General features: G+C 60.9%; 12 protein-coding genes and 1 pseudogene. 1 reads left to right on the top strand and 12 read right to left on the bottom strand.

The genetic code is table 11. The annotated features are described in order from the left end of the window. Positions 1–94: 94 nt before the first annotated feature. From AC0L3C_RS25280 to AC0L3C_RS25230, 11 genes are all read right to left on the bottom strand, one after another. Entirely contained in the window at positions 95–463 is a 369-nt protein-coding gene (locus AC0L3C_RS25280) for a phasin family protein (protein ID WP_007597440.1), read from the bottom strand. Positions 464–535: 72 nt separating this feature from the next. Next, on the bottom strand, positions 536–2,194 hold the full coding sequence (locus tag AC0L3C_RS25275; protein WP_473409223.1) for an acetolactate synthase large subunit: 1,659 nt from the start codon (positions 2,192–2,194) through the stop codon (positions 536–538). A 72-nt stretch (positions 2,195–2,266) separates the two neighbouring features. Next, positions 2,267–3,589, bottom strand: a complete 1,323-nt coding sequence (locus AC0L3C_RS25270; protein WP_473263864.1) for an MFS family transporter — start codon at positions 3,587–3,589, stop codon at positions 2,267–2,269. Positions 3,590–3,592: 3 nt separating this feature from the next. After that, positions 3,593–4,633 carry an isocitrate/isopropylmalate dehydrogenase family protein gene (locus tag AC0L3C_RS25265; RefSeq protein WP_473283531.1) on the bottom strand — a complete coding sequence of 347 codons (1,041 nt, stop codon included), beginning with the start codon at positions 4,631–4,633 and terminating at the stop codon, positions 3,593–3,595. Positions 4,634–4,696: 63 nt separating this feature from the next. Then, on the bottom strand, positions 4,697–6,019 hold the full coding sequence (locus tag AC0L3C_RS25260) for an MFS transporter (protein WP_473409222.1): 1,323 nt from the start codon (positions 6,017–6,019) through the stop codon (positions 4,697–4,699). A gap of 23 nt (positions 6,020–6,042) precedes the next feature. Next, complete coding sequence (acnA, locus tag AC0L3C_RS25255) at positions 6,043–8,757, bottom strand: aconitate hydratase AcnA (protein ID WP_473409289.1); 2,715 nt, start codon at positions 8,755–8,757, stop codon at positions 6,043–6,045. A gap of 50 nt (positions 8,758–8,807) precedes the next feature. After that, a complete protein-coding gene (locus AC0L3C_RS25250; RefSeq protein ID WP_473409221.1) occupies positions 8,808–9,605 on the bottom strand; it encodes a substrate-binding domain-containing protein in 798 nt (265 codons plus the stop codon). A 77-nt stretch (positions 9,606–9,682) separates the two neighbouring features. Next, positions 9,683–10,990: a tricarballylate/proton symporter TcuC gene (gene tcuC / locus AC0L3C_RS25245; protein WP_473409220.1), complete on the bottom strand. Its 1,308-nt coding sequence runs from the start codon at positions 10,988–10,990 to the stop codon at positions 9,683–9,685. Positions 10,991–11,259: 269 nt separating this feature from the next. After that, the gene (locus tag AC0L3C_RS25240) at positions 11,260–12,279 is read right to left on the bottom strand and encodes an ABC transporter substrate-binding protein (protein WP_473409219.1); all 1,020 of its coding nucleotides are present in this window, start codon (positions 12,277–12,279) and stop codon (positions 11,260–11,262) included. A 137-nt stretch (positions 12,280–12,416) separates the two neighbouring features. Continuing rightward, the gene (locus tag AC0L3C_RS25235; protein ID WP_473409218.1) at positions 12,417–13,838 is read right to left on the bottom strand and encodes a sensor histidine kinase; all 1,422 of its coding nucleotides are present in this window, start codon (positions 13,836–13,838) and stop codon (positions 12,417–12,419) included. Then, positions 13,838–14,500, bottom strand: a complete 663-nt coding sequence (locus AC0L3C_RS25230) for a response regulator (protein ID WP_473263871.1) — start codon at positions 14,498–14,500, stop codon at positions 13,838–13,840. Before AC0L3C_RS25230 ends, AC0L3C_RS25235 begins: the two co-directional genes overlap by 1 nt. A gap of 210 nt (positions 14,501–14,710) precedes the next feature. Here AC0L3C_RS25230 and AC0L3C_RS25225 point away from each other — a divergent pair, with 210 nt between their 5' ends. Then, positions 14,711–14,944 carry a hypothetical protein gene (locus AC0L3C_RS25225; RefSeq protein WP_473263872.1) on the top strand — a complete coding sequence of 78 codons (234 nt, stop codon included), beginning with the start codon at positions 14,711–14,713 and terminating at the stop codon, positions 14,942–14,944. Positions 14,945–15,009: 65 nt separating this feature from the next. On the opposite strand, the pseudogene AC0L3C_RS25220 reads toward AC0L3C_RS25225, so the two are convergent. Then, positions 15,010–16,071 (bottom strand): annotated as a pseudogene (locus AC0L3C_RS25220) (caspase family protein); the annotation flags it as partial.

Here is a 16,071-nt window from a genome sequence, read left to right as displayed (position 1 = left end):
ATTGTCTTGAGGATGATGCATCGTCCGCGCTCGGACCGCGTGCAAGCAACATCCAGTGATCAGGCGATTTGATCTCGATTTGAGGCAACCGGCCTCACTTATTCAGGTCGACGGTCGACGGTGGGCTCATCGCACTTGCAAGCTCGCGAAACTGCGCGTTCATTTTGTCCATCTGCTCCTTGAGATGGCTTTGATAAACCGCGCTCATTTCCTGCGGGTCCTTGGCATGCAACAGCCGTTGCGCAAGCTCGAAACCCGAAGCCACATTTTCCTCGGCGAACGCGACGGCTCTTTCGTTCATCTCCTTCGCAGCCGAATAGGTTGAGCGAACGCTGGAATCGGCCTTCTCTCTCAATTTCTGGGATTCGGTTATGTACTTCGACACGGCCTCTTTCGCCTTGTCGAGCGTGGTCTGCGCCATTTCCCGCATCTTCTCGGCCTGCTCGTTGATCTGCTCACTCATTGCACTCTCCATTGCCGGCGTTACGACCACGCCAATTTCAGCTCAGCTGCTCAATCGACCCTTGCCGACGGCTCACACGGCCGGCTCAACGACCTGTTTCAGCTTCTCGCGAAGTTCATCCACGAGCACGCGTGTATTTTCGCTGTAGTCGATCGGCACCACGACGAGGTGCACACCGCCGCCCTTGAACGCGTTTTCGAGCGTCGGAATCAATGAATCCGTGCTTTCGACCCGCGAGCCTCTCGCGCCGTAGCTCTCGGCATATTTGACGAAATCCGGATTGCCGAACGTAAGGCCGAAGTCCGGGAAACTATCGACCGCCTGTTTCCAGCGGATCATGCCATAGGCCGAATCTTCCAGGATCAGCACGACGAGATTCAATTTGAGGCGAACCGCGGTTTCCATCTCCTGCGAATTCATCATGAAGCCGCCGTCGCCGCAGACCGCGAGCACGCGACGTTCCGGATGCAACATCGCCGCCATCATGGCGGATGGCAGCCCGGCGCCCATTGTCGCGAGCGCGTTATCCAGCAGCAGCGTGTTCGCCACATAGGTGCGGTAGTTGCGGGCGAACCAGATCTTGTACATCCCGTTATCCAGCGCGACGACGCCGTCTTCGGGAATGACCTTTCGCACATCGTGCACGATGCGTTGCGGTGTCGGCGGCCAGCGCTCCTCGGTGGCGCGATCGCCGATCCGGGCCAAGATGCCCTCGCGAAGGCTCAACAGCGCGCCGGCATGATGCAATCGCCCCTCGAGACGGTCGGCCAGCAACTCCAGGCTCGGCCCGACATCGCCGACCACTTCGCATTGCGGAAAGTAGACCCGCTCCACGTTGGCCGGCGTGTAGCTGACGTGGATGACTTGAGGACCTTTCGGGCCCATGATGAATGGCGGCTTTTCGATCGTGTCGTGACCGATGGCAATAATCAGGTCGGCCCGGTCGACCGCTTCATGCACGTAATCGCGCTCGCTGAGCGCCGCCGTTCCCATGTAGAGATTGCTGCCGCCAGGTACCGTTCCTTTGCCCATTTGTGTGGTGAAGAACGGAATTTTCGTGCGGCGGACGAAGCCACCGATGCCAGCCGTGCTGCGCGGCCGGGACGCGGCGGCGCCGAGCATGATCAATGGCCGCTTGGCCTTGAGGATCATGTCGGCGGCGCGGTCCAGCGAGGCACGATGAGCGACCGGAATCTCGATCGGATGCGGCGCCACCATCGCGACGTCTTCGGCTTCCTCGCCCGCGATGTCCTCGGGCAGTTCCAGGAGAACCGGACCCGGACGCTCTTCCATGGCGATCCGGAAGGCATCGCGAACGATCGTCGGAATGCTTGTCGTACTGACGATCTGGAGCGACAGCTTGGTCAACGGCTTGAAAGCGCTGACCACGTCGACGATCTGGAATTTGGCCTGCCGGCTGCTCATGATGCCCTTCTGACCCGTGAGCATGATCATGGGCATGGCACCGAGCAGCGCGTAGGCGGCGCCAGTTGTCAGGTTCAATGCGCCAGGGCCAAGCGTGGTGATGCACACGCCGGGCTTGCCGGTCAGCCGTCCATAAGTCGCGGCCATGAAGGCCGCGCCTTGCTCGTGGCGTGTCAGGATCAGCTTGATCGAAGAGTTGCGCAGGCTTTCCACGACATCGAGGTTCTCTTCACCGGGAACACCGAAAATCCGGTCGACGCCCTCGTTCTCGAGCGCGGCAACCAGTAGATCTGAACCCTTCGGCATTAGCGCGTCTCCCTTTCAATTCACTTCTCAGCAGACACCATCCCACGCATGGACGAGGCCCGTGGTGTTCGATCAGATCCGGCCATCGCCTTCGAGATAGCCTCGCGTCCTCGTGTCTGGCATCCAGAGCGAGGCAATGAAGGCAACGAAAGCCATCGCCGCGACGTACCAGAAGAATACCGTTTCGTATCCGGACGATTTCAGTGACAACGCAACATACTCGGCGGTTCCGCCGAACATCGCATTTGCAATAGCGTAAGGAAGCCCGACCCCAAGCGCGCGTACCTCGGGCGGAAACAGCTCGGCCTTCACGACGCCGCTAATCGAGGTGTAGAAACATGCAATCATGAGGCCGACCATGATCAGGCCGAAAACGGCATAGACGCTGGTCGTGCTGGACAACATCATCAACAGCGGCACCGCGGCCAGCGTCGCGCATCCGCTGAACAGAAGCATGTTGTTGCGGCGACCAATCCGGTCCGAGAGCATCCCGAACGCCGGCTGCAGCAGCATGAAGGCGATCAGGGCAGCGGTCATGATCGAGCTGACCACCTTGGCATCCAGCTTCACGCTATTGACCAGGAACTTCTGCATGTAGGTCGTAAACGTATAGAAAAACAGCGATCCGCCGATCGTGAATGCGAGAACGATCAGCAGCGCGCGCTTGTGATGCCAGAGGCCGGCGAGAGAACCAGCCTCCTTGCGATGCATGGTCTCTGCCGACGCCGTTTCCTGCAACGAGCGGCGGAGATACAACGCCACAACGGCTGCGACGGCTCCGAACAGGAATGGAACCCGCCATCCCCATTCCTTCAACTCGTCGATCGACAAGGTCTGCTGCAGAACCACTACGACGAGGAGCGCGAGAAGTTGTCCGCCGATGAGCGTGACATACTGGAAGGACGAATAGAACCCGCGGTTGCCCTTGCCGGCAATCTCGCTCATATAAGTTGCCGCCGTTCCATATTCTCCGCCGACCGACAGGCCTTGCGCCATGCGCGCAAACAGCAGCAAAGCCGGCGCCGCCGCGCCGATTGTTTGGTACGTGGGCAGCATCCCGATCATCAGGGATCCGGCACACATCAGGAGCACCGACAGCACCATCGAATTCTTGCGGCCATGCGCGTCGGCGATCCAACCGAACAGCCAGCCACCGAGCGGCCGCATGAAGAACCCTACGGCGAAAATGCCCGCCGTCGCCAGCAACTGGCTGGTCTGGTCGCCCGACGGGAAGAACGCGGCCGCGAAATAGATCGAGGTAAATGCGTAAGCATAAAAGTCGTACCACTCGACCAGGTTTCCCGACGAGGCAGCCACGATCGCTTTGATACGCGAGAGCTTTTGCGCCGTGCTATCAACGGGGATTGCCGCGTGCGACGCAACAATAGCGGTCATTGCTTACCCTCCCAACCGACGGATGATGCTTCGCGTGAAGTCGCCAGTGGACGCCTTTCCGCCCAGATCGGGCGTGCGGACGCCGTCCTTGCGCAAGACCTGATCAATTGCCGCTCTAAGACGGATTGCGAGATCAGGCTGATCAATGTGCTCCAGCATCAGCCCGACTGCCAGCAGCAAAGCGAGCGGATTGGCGATTCCCTTACCAGCGATATCCGGCGCCGAGCCGTGCACGGCCTCGAAGATCGCCGCATCCGGTCCGATGTTGGCACCGGGCGCCATACCGAGGCCGCCGACCAGGCCGGCGAGCTGATCGGACAGGATGTCACCGAACAAATTGGTGGTGACGATGACGTCGAACTGCCAGGGATTCATGACGAGCTGCATGGCGGTCGCATCGACGATTCGATCGTCCATCTTGACCTTGCCTTCGTATTTCTTTGCAACCTCGTGACCGACCTCGAGAAAGATGCCGGTCAGCGCCTTCAGCACGTTGGCCTTGTGCACGACGGTCACCTTCTTGCGACCGTTCTTGAGCGCGTAGTCGAATGCGAATTCGATGATCTTGCGCGATCCTTCGCGGGTATTGACCCCGGTCGAAATGGCGACCGCGTGCGGATCGTCCCCGATCGGGATGTAGTGTTCGAAAGCGACATAGAGGCCGCCGAGGTTCTCTCGGACCAGCACGATATCGATTTCGTCGAATCGTCCTCCGGGAACCATGCTTCGAACCGGCCGCAGATTGGCGTAAAGGCCGAACTCCTCGCGCAGACGAACATTGATCGAGCGGAATCCTCCCCCCACCGGGGTCGTTAGCGGGCCCTTCAGGGCAAGCCGCGTGCGCCGGATGCTGTCCAGCGTCGCCTGCGGCAGCGGATCACGGCAATCCTCGATCGCGGCCAAGCCACCCTGCTGGATATCCCATTCGAATGGAGAGCCTAGCGCTTCGAGAATGTCGACGGCCGATTTCACGATCTCGGGGCCGATACCGTCGCCTGGAATGAGCGTGGCGGGCCGCTTCTGCAGTGATTTAGCTGTGGTCATCGCAAATCCCCATGAATGAAACGGCGTTCTCAGCCGGCGTCCTTCGAAACGTTGGCCCGGCGTTCAATGGACTGGCTCCTGCACGGCCACGGCGTCGCGTTGCGGATTTCGGCCGAGCGCCAGCACCATGATGCATCCCGCGCCGGACAGAGCGGCAAGCGGCAGCAGCCCCAGTGAGTAGCTGCCAGTGGCATCCTTGATCACGCCGAGCAGATAGCTCCCCAGGAATCCGCCGATATTTCCAATCGCGTTGACCTGCGCGATCGCGGCGGCGGCAACGCCAGCCGACATCCATTCCGTCGCAAGCGCCCAGAACGGCCCCTTGACGATGTAGGTGGCGGTGACGGAGACACACAGCAACAGGACCACCGGAAGCAGCGCACTGGTGAATGGAGCAAGCGAAAGGCTGACCGCCAAGAGCAGCAGCGGAATCGCGGTGTGCCAGGTTCGCTCGCGCGTGCGATCCGAATTCCGGCCCCAGAGCACCATCAGCACCGATGCAATTCCGAACGGGATGGAATTGACCAACCCGGTTTCCATGTTGCTCAGGCCGAACGACTTGATGATCTGGGGCTGCCACAGCGACAGAACCTGGCTCGAGCCGGACGCGCCGGCATAGATCAGCGACGCGGCGAGAACATATTTGTTGGACACGACCTGCCAAAGCGACAAATGCGCCGCGGCCTTTTTCGGCGAAGAAGTGTCGGCGGCCAATCTATTGGCCAGCCAGTTGCGCTGCGCATCGGTGAGCCATCGCGCATTGGCAGGACCGTTGGGCAGCACGAAGAACGAGGCGATGCCGAGAAGGACCGCAGGTACCGCCTCCAGCACGAACATCCACTGCCAGCCGTGATAGCCGAGATATCCCTCAAGCTGCAGCAACGAGGCGGAAATCGGCGAGCCGAGGAAACTCGAAATCGGAATGGCAACCATGAAGATCGCGACGATCCGGCCGCGGTATTCGGCGGGGAACCAGTAGGTCAAATAGAGAATGACGCCCGGAAAGAACCCTGCCTCGGCAGCTCCCAGCAACATTCGCACGAGATAAAACGAGTTGGGCCCAACCACCAGCGCCATGCATGCGGCGACGATGCCCCACGTAATCATGATCCGCGCGATCCAGAGCCGGGCTCCTACCTTCTCCATCGCCAGATTGCTAGGCACCTCGCAAAGGACATAGGTGATGTAGAACAGCCCGCCTCCAAGGCCGAACGCGGCCGACGAGAGGCCGATATCCTGGTTCATCTGCAGCGCGGCGAAACCGGCGTTGACGCGGTCGACGAACGCGATGAAGTAACAGACCATCAGGAAGGGAATGATGCGGAACGTCACCTTCCGCATCGTTTCCTTTTCCATGTGCGATGGCTGCGCAGCAGTTGAAGTCATGGCGTCCTCATGATCGGTCGGGGCTAGACGGCCAGTTGGCGTAAGACGTATTGAAGAATTCCGCCGTTGCGGAAATATTCGAGCTCGTCGAGCGTATCGATGCGGCAGGTCAAGGGGACCGCGGCCCTACTCGCGCCATCGGACCCACGGATCTCGATCGCAAGCTTCTGGCGCGGCAGCAGGCCGCTCTCGATTCCGCGCAAGGTCACGATCTCGTCGCCTTTCAGTCCGAGCGACCGCCAGGACGTACCCTCCTCGAACACCAGCGGCATCACGCCCATGCCGACGAGGTTGGATCGGTGAATGCGCTCAAAACTTTCGGCAATAACGGCGCGAATACCGAGAAGGTTGGTGCCCTTGGCCGCCCAATCGCGCGACGAACCTGTGCCGTATTCCTTGCCGGCGAAGACCACCAGCGGCACCTTGTCGGCCTGGTAGCGCATGGCGGCATCGTAGATCGACATCCGCTGGCCACTCGGCTGGTGAATGGCATAGCCGCCTTCGACCACCTTGTCGGCTTCGTCCTTCACCATCTGGTTCTTGATGCGGATGTTGACGAACGTGCCCCGCATCATCACTTCATGGTTGCCGCGGCGGGTGCCGTATTGATTGAAGTCGACGACGCGGATCTGGTGGTCGCGCAGATAACGCCCGGCGGGACTGCTTTCCTTGATCGAACCAGCGGGCGAGATGTGATCGGTGGTGATCGAATCGAGAAACATGCCAAGAATGCGTGCATTGATCACGTCGGTGGGAGGCGTCGGCTCCCTGGTCATCCCGACGAAGTATGGTGGGTTCTGGACATAAGTCGAAACCTGGTCCCACTCGTAGGTTTGCCCCTTGGTGACGCCGATATTCTTCCAGTTGGTATCGCCGCTGAAGACGTCCGAATAGCGCGCCTTGAACATCTCGCTGCCGATCGTGCGATCGATGCAATCCTGCACATCCTTGCTCGAGGGCCAGATATCCCGCAGATACACCGGCTTTCCATCGCTGCCCAGGCCAAGCGGCTCCTTCACCAGATCCAATGCCATCGATCCGGCAAGCGCATAGGCGACGACCAGCGGCGGCGACGCCAGATAGTTCGCCCGCACGTCCGGATTGACCCGCCCCTCGAAGTTGCGATTGCCGGAGAGAACCGCGACCGCCACGAGGTCGTTGCCCGAGATGGTGTCGGAGATTGCTTCCTGAAGCGGGCCGGAATTTCCGATGCAGGTCGTGCAGCCGAAACCGACCACATTAAAGCCGAGCCTGTCGAGATCGGTTTGAAGACCCGATTTCCTGAAGTACTCCTCGACGATCTGCGACCCCGGCGCGAGCGAGGTCTTGACCCATGGCTTTGTCCTCAGCCCTTTGGCGACGGCATTGCGCGCCAGCAGTCCTGCCGCCAGCATGACGCCGGGATTCGACGTGTTCGTGCACGACGTGATGGCGGCGATCACCACGTCGCCGTGACCGAGATCGAAGTTTTCGCCTTCGACGCGATGCCGCGTGCCGGTCTGCGCGATTTGCCGGAACTCCTGATCCATAGCGCCGAGGAAGGCACTTTTCGCGGTATCGAGCGTCACGCGATCCTGTGGCCGCTTTGGTCCGGCGATCGACGGCACGACATCGGTCATGTCGAGTTGCAGGGAGTCCGTGAACACCGGATCCGGGGTATCGGCGGAGCGCCACATGCCCTGGGCTTCGGCATAGGCCTTGACCAGCGCGACGCGGGCGGCATCGCGGCCGGTGGTGGTCAGATAGTCAATCGTTCGCTGGTCGATCGGGAAGAAGCCGCAGGTCGCGCCATATTCCGGCGCCATATTCGCAATGGTCGCACGGTCCGCCACCGTCATGTCGTCGAGCCCCGGGCCGTAGAACTCGACGAATTTGCCCACGACGCCGCGCTTGCGCAGCATCTGCGTCACGGTCAGCACAAGATCGGTCGCCGTGACGCCCTCCTTGAGCCGGCCGGTGAGCTTGAAACCGACGACTTGCGGCAGCAGCATCGAAATTTGCTGGCCGAGCATGACAGCCTCAGCCTCGATACCGCCGACACCCCATCCGAGTACGGCCAGGCCGTTGACCATCGTAGTGTGCGAATCCGTGCCGACCAACGTATCGGGATAGGCCAGTTCACTCTCGCCGTCTTCGGCCGGGCCGGTCCAGATCGTCTGAGCCAGGAATTCCAGGTTGACCTGGTGGCAGATACCGGTCCCCGGAGGGACCACCCGGAAATTCGAGAATGCGCCCTGCCCCCATTTCAGGAAGCGATATCGCTCGCCGTTGCGCTGGTATTCGAGCTCGACGTTCCTGGCCAGCGCCCGACCATTGCCGAAAGCATCGACGATGACGGAGTGATCGATGACGAGATCCACGGGCACCAGCGGATTGATCTTTTGTGGATCTCCGCCGAGGGATTTCATGGCGTCGCGCATCGCGGCAAGATCGACGACTGCCGGAACGCCGGTGAAATCCTGCATCAGCACCCGGGCCGGCCTGAAGGCGATTTCCTTCTCGGCCGAGCCCTTGTCCTGGCTCCACAGCGCGGCATGCTCGATGTCAGCCTTGCTCGTGCTGCGGCCGTCTTCGTTGCGCAGCATGTTCTCGATGATGACTTTCAGGGAGAATGGCAGCCGGGAGACGCTGGGAAGGCCATTCTTTTCCGCCGCGGCAAGCGAATAGTAGGCGTAGGTCTTTGCACCGACGACAAGTGTCTGGCGTGCACCGAAGCTGTTGAGATACTGCTTCACTATAAAGTCCCCCTTCCCTGGAATCGTCCGCCTCCCGCAGATCTGAAGCCGGTCTATTTCTCCGATGCTGCGAAGGGATCGAGACCCGCTTTTTTCAGAGCCGGAGCAGCTGCAGCTGAAGCTAGGAAGGCAATGAGAGCCCGTCCGGCTTCCGGCTGACTGGCACTGGAGGTTATGCCTGCAGAAAAGATCGTGATCTTCTGGACGTCTGGCGGGAGCGGCCCGACAAGGTCGGCTCCAGCGATCGGCAGAAGTTCACTGATTTGTTGAAAGCCGAGTTCGGCGTCACCGCGTGCAACAACACTCGCGACCGGCTCCGCCGGAATCATTTTGGCTTTGTCCTTCATCTCGGCGGCAATCCCGAGACGCTTGAACAGCTCAGTGCCGACATAGACGCCGCTGGCGCTATCGGAGTACGCAACCGACTTCGCGTTCAACAGCGCCTGTTTCAATGCGTCGGGCGTACCGATGTCAGGCTTTGACGCCCCGGCGCGTACCGCGATCCCGATCGGCGAACGTACCAGGTCGACGCGGCTGCTTCTGACCGCCTTGCCCTGGTCGATCATTTCGCCCAGCGCGTCGCCGACCATGATGAGCACGTCCGCTGCCTCCCCACGTGCCAGTCGCACGGGGATGGCGTTCTCCGTCGTACCCATCGAAGGGCCATAGGCCGTGACGACCGTGTTTCCCGTAGCGCGTTCAAACTGCGGTACGAGCTCCTTATAAGGCGTCGCCAAGCCCCCAGAGATCATGACCCTGACCTCGGACGCCCCGGCGATTCCCGCCGCGGCCGTCAAAACAATCAGCAAGCTCAGCGCAACTAGCCTGCGCACGACGATGGTCACGCTCATCGGCAATTTCCTTCGATGCATTTATTCGGGGACTGTGCATGCTCGATGACGGTCGACGTCATCGAGCACTTTGGTGGTCACGTCCCTATCACCGTCTCGACCGAATTGGCGCCGGATAGCGCGCGTCGTTCCTGCGGCCTGTAAACGAGGTACGTCCCGGCCAGACCACAGAGCGCAGCCGCGCTCATCCAATATCCCGGTGACGCATTGTCACCAGTGGCAGCGATCAGCCAGGTGCAGATCGCTGCCGTAAACCCGCCGAACGTCGTTGCCAGACTATATGCGAGGGAGAATCCCGACGTTCGTACACCCACCGGCATGACTTCGGTCAATGCGACGATCATCGCACCGTTGTAGCTGGCGTAGATGAAAGACAACCAAAGTAGGACCGTCAGCATCTTCGGGAACGTCGGGCCTGCGGCCAACCAAGAAAGCGCGGGATATGCAGTCAGAATTGCCAGAGTCGAAAAGGCGATGAGGATCGGCCGACGACCAATCCGATCGGACAACGAGCCCATGATGGGAAGCCAGATGAAATTCGATATTCCCACGCAAATCGTCACGATCAGGCCATCGGCCGCGGTCAGCTTGAGGACCGATTTGCCGAATGTCGGCGTGTAGACGGTAATGAGGTAGAACGACACCGTGGTCATGATCACCATCATCATCCCGGCAAGAACAATGCTCCAGTTTGCGAGGATGGAGCGATAGATCTCGCGGGGTGTCGGATGATGCTTCCGCGCCAGGAATTCATCGGTTTCCTGCAGCGAGCGTCGAATGAAGAACACGAAAGGAACGATCAGGCAGCCGATGAAGAACGGAATGCGCCAGCCCCAATCGTCAAGTTGCGCCGGTGCAAGCCATGCATTGAGAGCGAAACCCAGCGAGGCCGAGACGATGATCGCGACCTGTTGACTTGCCGATTGCCAGCTGGCGTAAAAACCCTTCTTTCCCGGTGTGGCCATTTCCGAGAGATAGACGGAAACACCACCAAGCTCGACGCCAGCCGAGAAGCCTTGCAGCAGGCGTCCAACCAAGACGAGGATCGGGGCCAATATGCCAATGGTTGCGTAACTTGGCACGAACGCGATGAGCACCGTGCCGGCAGCCATGATCGACAATGTAACGATCAGGCCTTGGCGTCGGCCGATCCGATCCACGTAGGCGCCGAGGATGATGGCGCCGAGCGGACGCATCAGAAAGCCTGCGCCAAACGCGACAAAGGTCAGCAGCAATGACGCGTATTCATTTTCGAGCGGGAAGAATGCTTTGGCGATGTACGACGCGTAGACGCCCGACAGAAAGAAATCGAACATCTCAAGAAAGTTGCCACTGGTGACGCGGAGCACCATGCCAAGCTTCGACTGTCCGGTGGTAGCCGTCATGCCGTCCTCCCTTTTATCGTTTATGATTTTTTCTCTTGTCCACCCGTCTGGCAGGTGTTGGAAACCTGATCGCGGCCGGGTTGACCGATACGCGAGGTGCGATCGTTCAAGCCACGATTGCTGCCTCATCGTATATCAGCTGCCTGTCACCAACCTGTCGCTGATGCACCCCGCAGGAAAATCGGGTTGAAGACGGCGCGCCTGACGAGCCGGCAGATACGGGGGCTTCTCTCGATGTTGTTCCGTTTGAAATCCAGATCCGTGGATTTCTATCGGTCCTGCAATGCGCGGCGCCACTCTTTGAGAAAGCTCGCTCGTTTCGATTGATCGAGATAGGTGAGCAATTCTGCACCAATATGGATCGGCTTGACCGCGCCGCTGCGATCCGCAGGTATCACGCCTTGTGCACCGAGGCCGAGACGCACAGGACCGACCGATCGGGCCAGGAGAAATTTCTGGCCGCGCTCCGAAAGCAAGTAGTCAAGAAACAGTTTCGCGGATTCCGGGTGCGGCGCGGTGACCGGTATGAAGGCTATGCGCGACATCAAGGTGATGTAGTCGGCAGGAAACACGATTCCGATAGAGGCATCTTCCTTGGCCCGTTCGATCGCGTAAGACCCTATCATATTGTAGGCGATCAGATGTTCGCCGGATGAAATTCGATCAAGCACCGTTCCGGTGGTCGAGTAGAGCTTGATACCGGCGCCGCCAAAGGCACGGACCATATCCCACGTCGTCCTCGTGATTCCGGCATCGCGCGTGATGAACAGGAATCCGGTCCCGCTCTGCTCCGGGTCATAGGTTGCGATCTTGCCCCGATAGGTATCGCGCCTCCGGCTCAGAAGGCTCTTCAGATCTGCGCGGGTTCGAGGGACATCGGACTCCGCAACGAGGTTCTTGTTATAAACAATGACAATCGGCTCCGCCGTGATGGCATAGGCTTCGTCTTTCCAGATTGCCCAATCCGGGATATGCGCAATTTCCTTCGACACATAGGGTTGGGCATAGCCGTCATTGACGAGCTTGATCTGCAGATCCATCGCGGAGCTCCAGACAATGTCTCCGGGGGCTGCGCTCGAGGTCGAGGGATCCACGACTTGATTGTAGATGTCGTTGGAATTGATCTTTGTATGGACGATCTCGATGTCCGGATGACTTGCCCGGAAATCGGCAAGCAAGTCGGCGACGTCCGCGTCCTGGGTAGTCGATACGATGTTGAGTTGCTCTCGAGCTCCGGCGGTAGCGGATGCTTGCCCCTTGAGAGGGCCGAGCTGCGCCTGCTCCGACATGGCAGGCCACGCCAGCAAGATTCCAACGCACAAGGCCAAGGCTCTCGTAGCCGCCATCGTGACGTTTCCTCATCGGCTTGCGAACTTCAGTTTGGTTCGGGACTGCGGCCACTTCTACAGCAGCGCACAATCCAGCCTCAACTTGAGCTTTCACGGTCACGCTTGGCAAGAGGAAAGCTCACGGAAACCCGCAGACCCCGGCCTTCCGGGCCAGGTGCAAGCACGATTTGAGCTCCGAGGCGGTCCGACAGCGCTTTCACGATGGCCAGTCCAAGGCCGCTGCCCTCAGGTCCGTTCGCCGTCGGAATCCGATAGAAACGCTCGAAGACACGGGCCAGATGGGCTTCCGGAATTCCCGGACCGGTATCCTCGACTTCAATTCGCGCGGTCGTGGCGTCAACAACCGCGCGAACTAGGACCAACCCGCCGGGTCGGTTGTAGCGGATGGCATTGTCGATCAGGTTTGCCAGCAATTCGCCAATCAGGACGGTATTGCCGGCGATGACCGCGGGACCGTCAAATCGATCGAACTGGACGTCGATGTCGCGCGCGAAAGCCTGTGGGGCACGCTCCGACAGGACATTGAAGGCGACCTCATTCAGGTCAACGTTCTCCGCGGCCGGTTGCGCAATGTTCTGCTCGTCGGCCCGAGCCAATGTGACGAGCTGTCCGAGCAGCCGTTCAAGGCGGTTGATGGCGTTATCGACCTCGTCGAGGGCAGATTTGCCCGCCGGCGTCTCCGACCCCAGGCGTCGCACCAGATCGAGATGCGTCCGCAATATCGCCAATGGCGTTCGCATCTGGTGCGAGGCATCGGCGGTGAATCGGCGTACCAGTCCAATGGCCAGATCCAGCCGCTGTAGCAGGGAATTTACCGCGAGCGCCGGTGCTAAAGCTTCCTGCGGCACCCGGGAAAGGTCGAGCGGATTGAGATTTGGACCGCCCTGAATACCGCGCGCGTCGATTTCTTGCTTGAGTTCGCCAAGCGGCCTCAGGCCTCGATCGACCGCGTACCAGCCGAGGCAAGCGATGAGGCCAATCAACCCGCCCTCGAGCATCACCAATCCAATCAGCATTTCACGTTCGACGACGCGGCGCGCCTGCACCGTTTCGGCAACTGCGACGACGACCAACCCTGGCCGGCCGTAGACCTGCCGCGCCTGCGCACCGATACGAACCGCTTTGCCGCGATACGCGCCATCGCCATGACCGGTTTCGCCGGCCTTCAATCGATCGAACCCGGCGAGCGGAAGATCCTTGTAACCGGTGATCAATTCGCCAAGATAAGTCACGCTGTAATAGATGCTGTCGTGCGACTGGCTTTCCAGCATGCCGAGCGCAACCTGCGGCAAGTCGACGGTCAGTTCGCCATCTTCCACGCCGACGCGTTCGGCGATAGCGAGAACCGACCCATCGAGCAACCGGTCATGAACTGTCTGCACAACGCGCTGGATCAGCAGCATACCGCCGAGTCCAAGCACCATCGCCAGTACGATGGCGGGCGCCACCAGATTGGTGAGGAGCGTTCGCCTCAACGACGGCCGCCAGGTGGCGATCACTATACCTCCAGCAGATAGCCCAGCCCGCGGACGGTTCGGATCCGCGGCCCGGCGGGACCGAGTTTCTGGCGAACGCGACCAACATAGAGTTCCGCCGCGTTCGGCGCTACCGCCTCGTCGAAGCCAAACACCTCCGCGATCAGGCGCTCCTTCGACACGACTTTGCCGGCGCGGGTCATCAGCACCTCCAGCACGGCAAACTCGCGCCGTCGCAATTCAAGCGGCCGGCCGCTCAATGTAATCGTGCCCGCGGCGCGGTCGAACGCGAGCGGGCCACAGATCAAGGTTGGATTGGGAAGCCCCTGTCCCCTCCTCACGAGCGCACGAACGCGGGCATCAAATTCGGCGATATCAAATGGCTTGGAGAGATAATCGTCGGCGCCGAGATCGAGCCCGCTGACCTTGTCGCCGGTCGCGTAACGGGCAGTCAGAATCATGACCGGAACGGTCGCCCCGGCTTGCCGTATCCTGTGCAGGACGCCGAAACCCGACACGTTCGGCAAGTTGATGTCCAGGATGATGAGGCTGTAGGGTTCCAGCAAAGCGGTCTGCGCCGCCGAAGCGCCATCGGACTCTATATCGACCGCGAACCCGGACAGCTTGAGCCGCTCGGCAAGGCCCCGCGCCATGGCGGCATCGTCCTCGACAATCAGAATCCTCACTGAACAAACCCTTGCGTTCGCACCACCCGTGCGAGGGAGACGTCAACGTGAGGCTAGAAGGACAGTATCGAAAGATCAAATCGGAGCTTCCTCGCGGATCCTAGCGGACTGGATCGACGAGACCAGTCCCTCCCCTCCCCCGACGGTTCGACTTCGCCGGGCCAGTCCCTATATCGTGTGTAACAGGTAATGATACAGCGAGCAGCTTTGATGGCCAGGAGACGCGCGACGGAAAGGGAAACCGACGATCTCCCCCGCTATTTCGTCTGGGTGCGCGGTCTCGAGGGCCCCGAACCGCAGAAATGGATGGCGATGGATTTCGGCGTCGGTGACTGGAAACGGCCGCTCGTGCTCGCCTATCTGGAGCTGCCGGAGGGCGAGCGACACTTGCCGCTGTCGGCGCTGGCCCGGAGATATCCGCCGCCGCGGGGAGAGGCTTCGTAGAGGGAGCATCCTGGACGGACGCGAGGATCTCACCAGCCCCTCAACTCGGGGCGAGCAACGTTGCATCACTGGCAGTACTGCTTTCCGCCATAGGTATAACATTTGCCGCCCTCGCTGCTGGCCGGAGCAGACGGCGCGCGCGAGCTCGGTTCGTGGCGGGACACAGCCTTTGGCTTCTGCGGCGGCGGATCGGGACGCCGCTGGCACACGCCCTGGGCGTCCAGCACGAATTTGTTGTCACAGACGATCTGGACGCAGCGGTCGCCAACCGCCTTTTGCCCCCTCGCACAAACCAGCGGACAGATGCGATCGGGCCGGGCGCGCACCGCATCGAGCGCATCGAGGCTTGCGATCTTGACGTCGAATTTGGTGCCGGCATATCTGTTGAAGCTGTCGAGCGCCTTCTGCGACGGTGCAGTCCAGGCGCCATCGGCCGCAACGGGATCGCAACCGACGCGCTTCAGGTGCGCCTGGAGCAAGCGGGCGATGTCCGCAGGATCCATCGCCGGCGCAGTGGTCGGCGCCACGGCGAGAGCAGCAGGCGGCGCGGCGGGCGGGGTCAGAGCCGCAAGCGTAGCCTGGCGCTCCTTCTCGCGCCGGTCTGCCTCGCGCTTCGCCGCCTCGATCTGTTGCTGCGCTTCCAGCGCGGCCTGCTTCTTCGCCTGCTCGACCTGAAGGGCCGCGTCCTCGGCCTGCCGGCGCGCCTCCGCAACCTGCCGCCGGGCATCGTCGAGCTCGCGCCTGGCCTGGTCGGCGAGGCGTTGGCGCTCCTTCTCCAGATCGCGCCGGGCCTGCTCGGAGATCTGCTGCGTGGCCCGTTCGGTCTCGCGCGCCGCCTGCTCCTCGATCTGTTTCCTGAAATCGTCGCTCTTCTGCCGGACCTGCTGCTCGGCCTGCCGCTGTACGGCATCGGCGTTCTCACTTATTTTTTCTGCGGCCTCGAGCTTGTCGAGCGCCGCATGCGCAAAGCTGGCATAGATACCGCTGGCATGAACGGCGAGAAAGGATAGCCAAGCCTGCTTGGTGCCGGCCTGAGCTGCAAGCTCATAATCCCGCCGGGCTTCCGCGTTCGGATCGACCGGCGGCGCAACCTGCGGCACCAGCGCCACGGTGTCGCCACCGAGCGA

This window comes from Bradyrhizobium sp. WSM4872 (assembly GCF_055811715.1).
This window is presented reverse-complemented; position numbering and strand designations above follow the sequence as displayed.

What these genes read in the sequence shown, in the direction of transcription:
- AC0L3C_RS25265 (WP_473283531.1), bottom strand. Translation starts at nt 4,633, where the DNA reads ATGACCACAGCTAAATCACTGCAGAAGCGGCCCGCCACGCTCATTCCA.
- AC0L3C_RS25280 (WP_007597440.1), bottom strand. Translation starts at nt 463, where the DNA reads ATGAGTGAGCAGATCAACGAGCAGGCCGAGAAGATGCGGGAAATGGCG.
- AC0L3C_RS25250 (WP_473409221.1), bottom strand. Translation starts at nt 9,605, where the DNA reads ATGAGCGTGACCATCGTCGTGCGCAGGCTAGTTGCGCTGAGCTTGCTG.
- AC0L3C_RS25275 (WP_473409223.1), bottom strand. Translation starts at nt 2,194, where the DNA reads ATGCCGAAGGGTTCAGATCTACTGGTTGCCGCGCTCGAGAACGAGGGC.
- AC0L3C_RS25225 (WP_473263872.1), top strand. Translation starts at nt 14,711, where the DNA reads ATGGCCAGGAGACGCGCGACGGAAAGGGAAACCGACGATCTCCCCCGC.
- AC0L3C_RS25260 (WP_473409222.1), bottom strand. Translation starts at nt 6,019, where the DNA reads ATGACTTCAACTGCTGCGCAGCCATCGCACATGGAAAAGGAAACGATG.
- AC0L3C_RS25240 (WP_473409219.1), bottom strand. Translation starts at nt 12,279, where the DNA reads ATGTCGGAGCAGGCGCAGCTCGGCCCTCTCAAGGGGCAAGCATCCGCT.
- tcuC (WP_473409220.1), bottom strand. Translation starts at nt 10,990, where the DNA reads ATGACGGCTACCACCGGACAGTCGAAGCTTGGCATGGTGCTCCGCGTC.
- AC0L3C_RS25270 (WP_473263864.1), bottom strand. Translation starts at nt 3,589, where the DNA reads ATGACCGCTATTGTTGCGTCGCACGCGGCAATCCCCGTTGATAGCACG.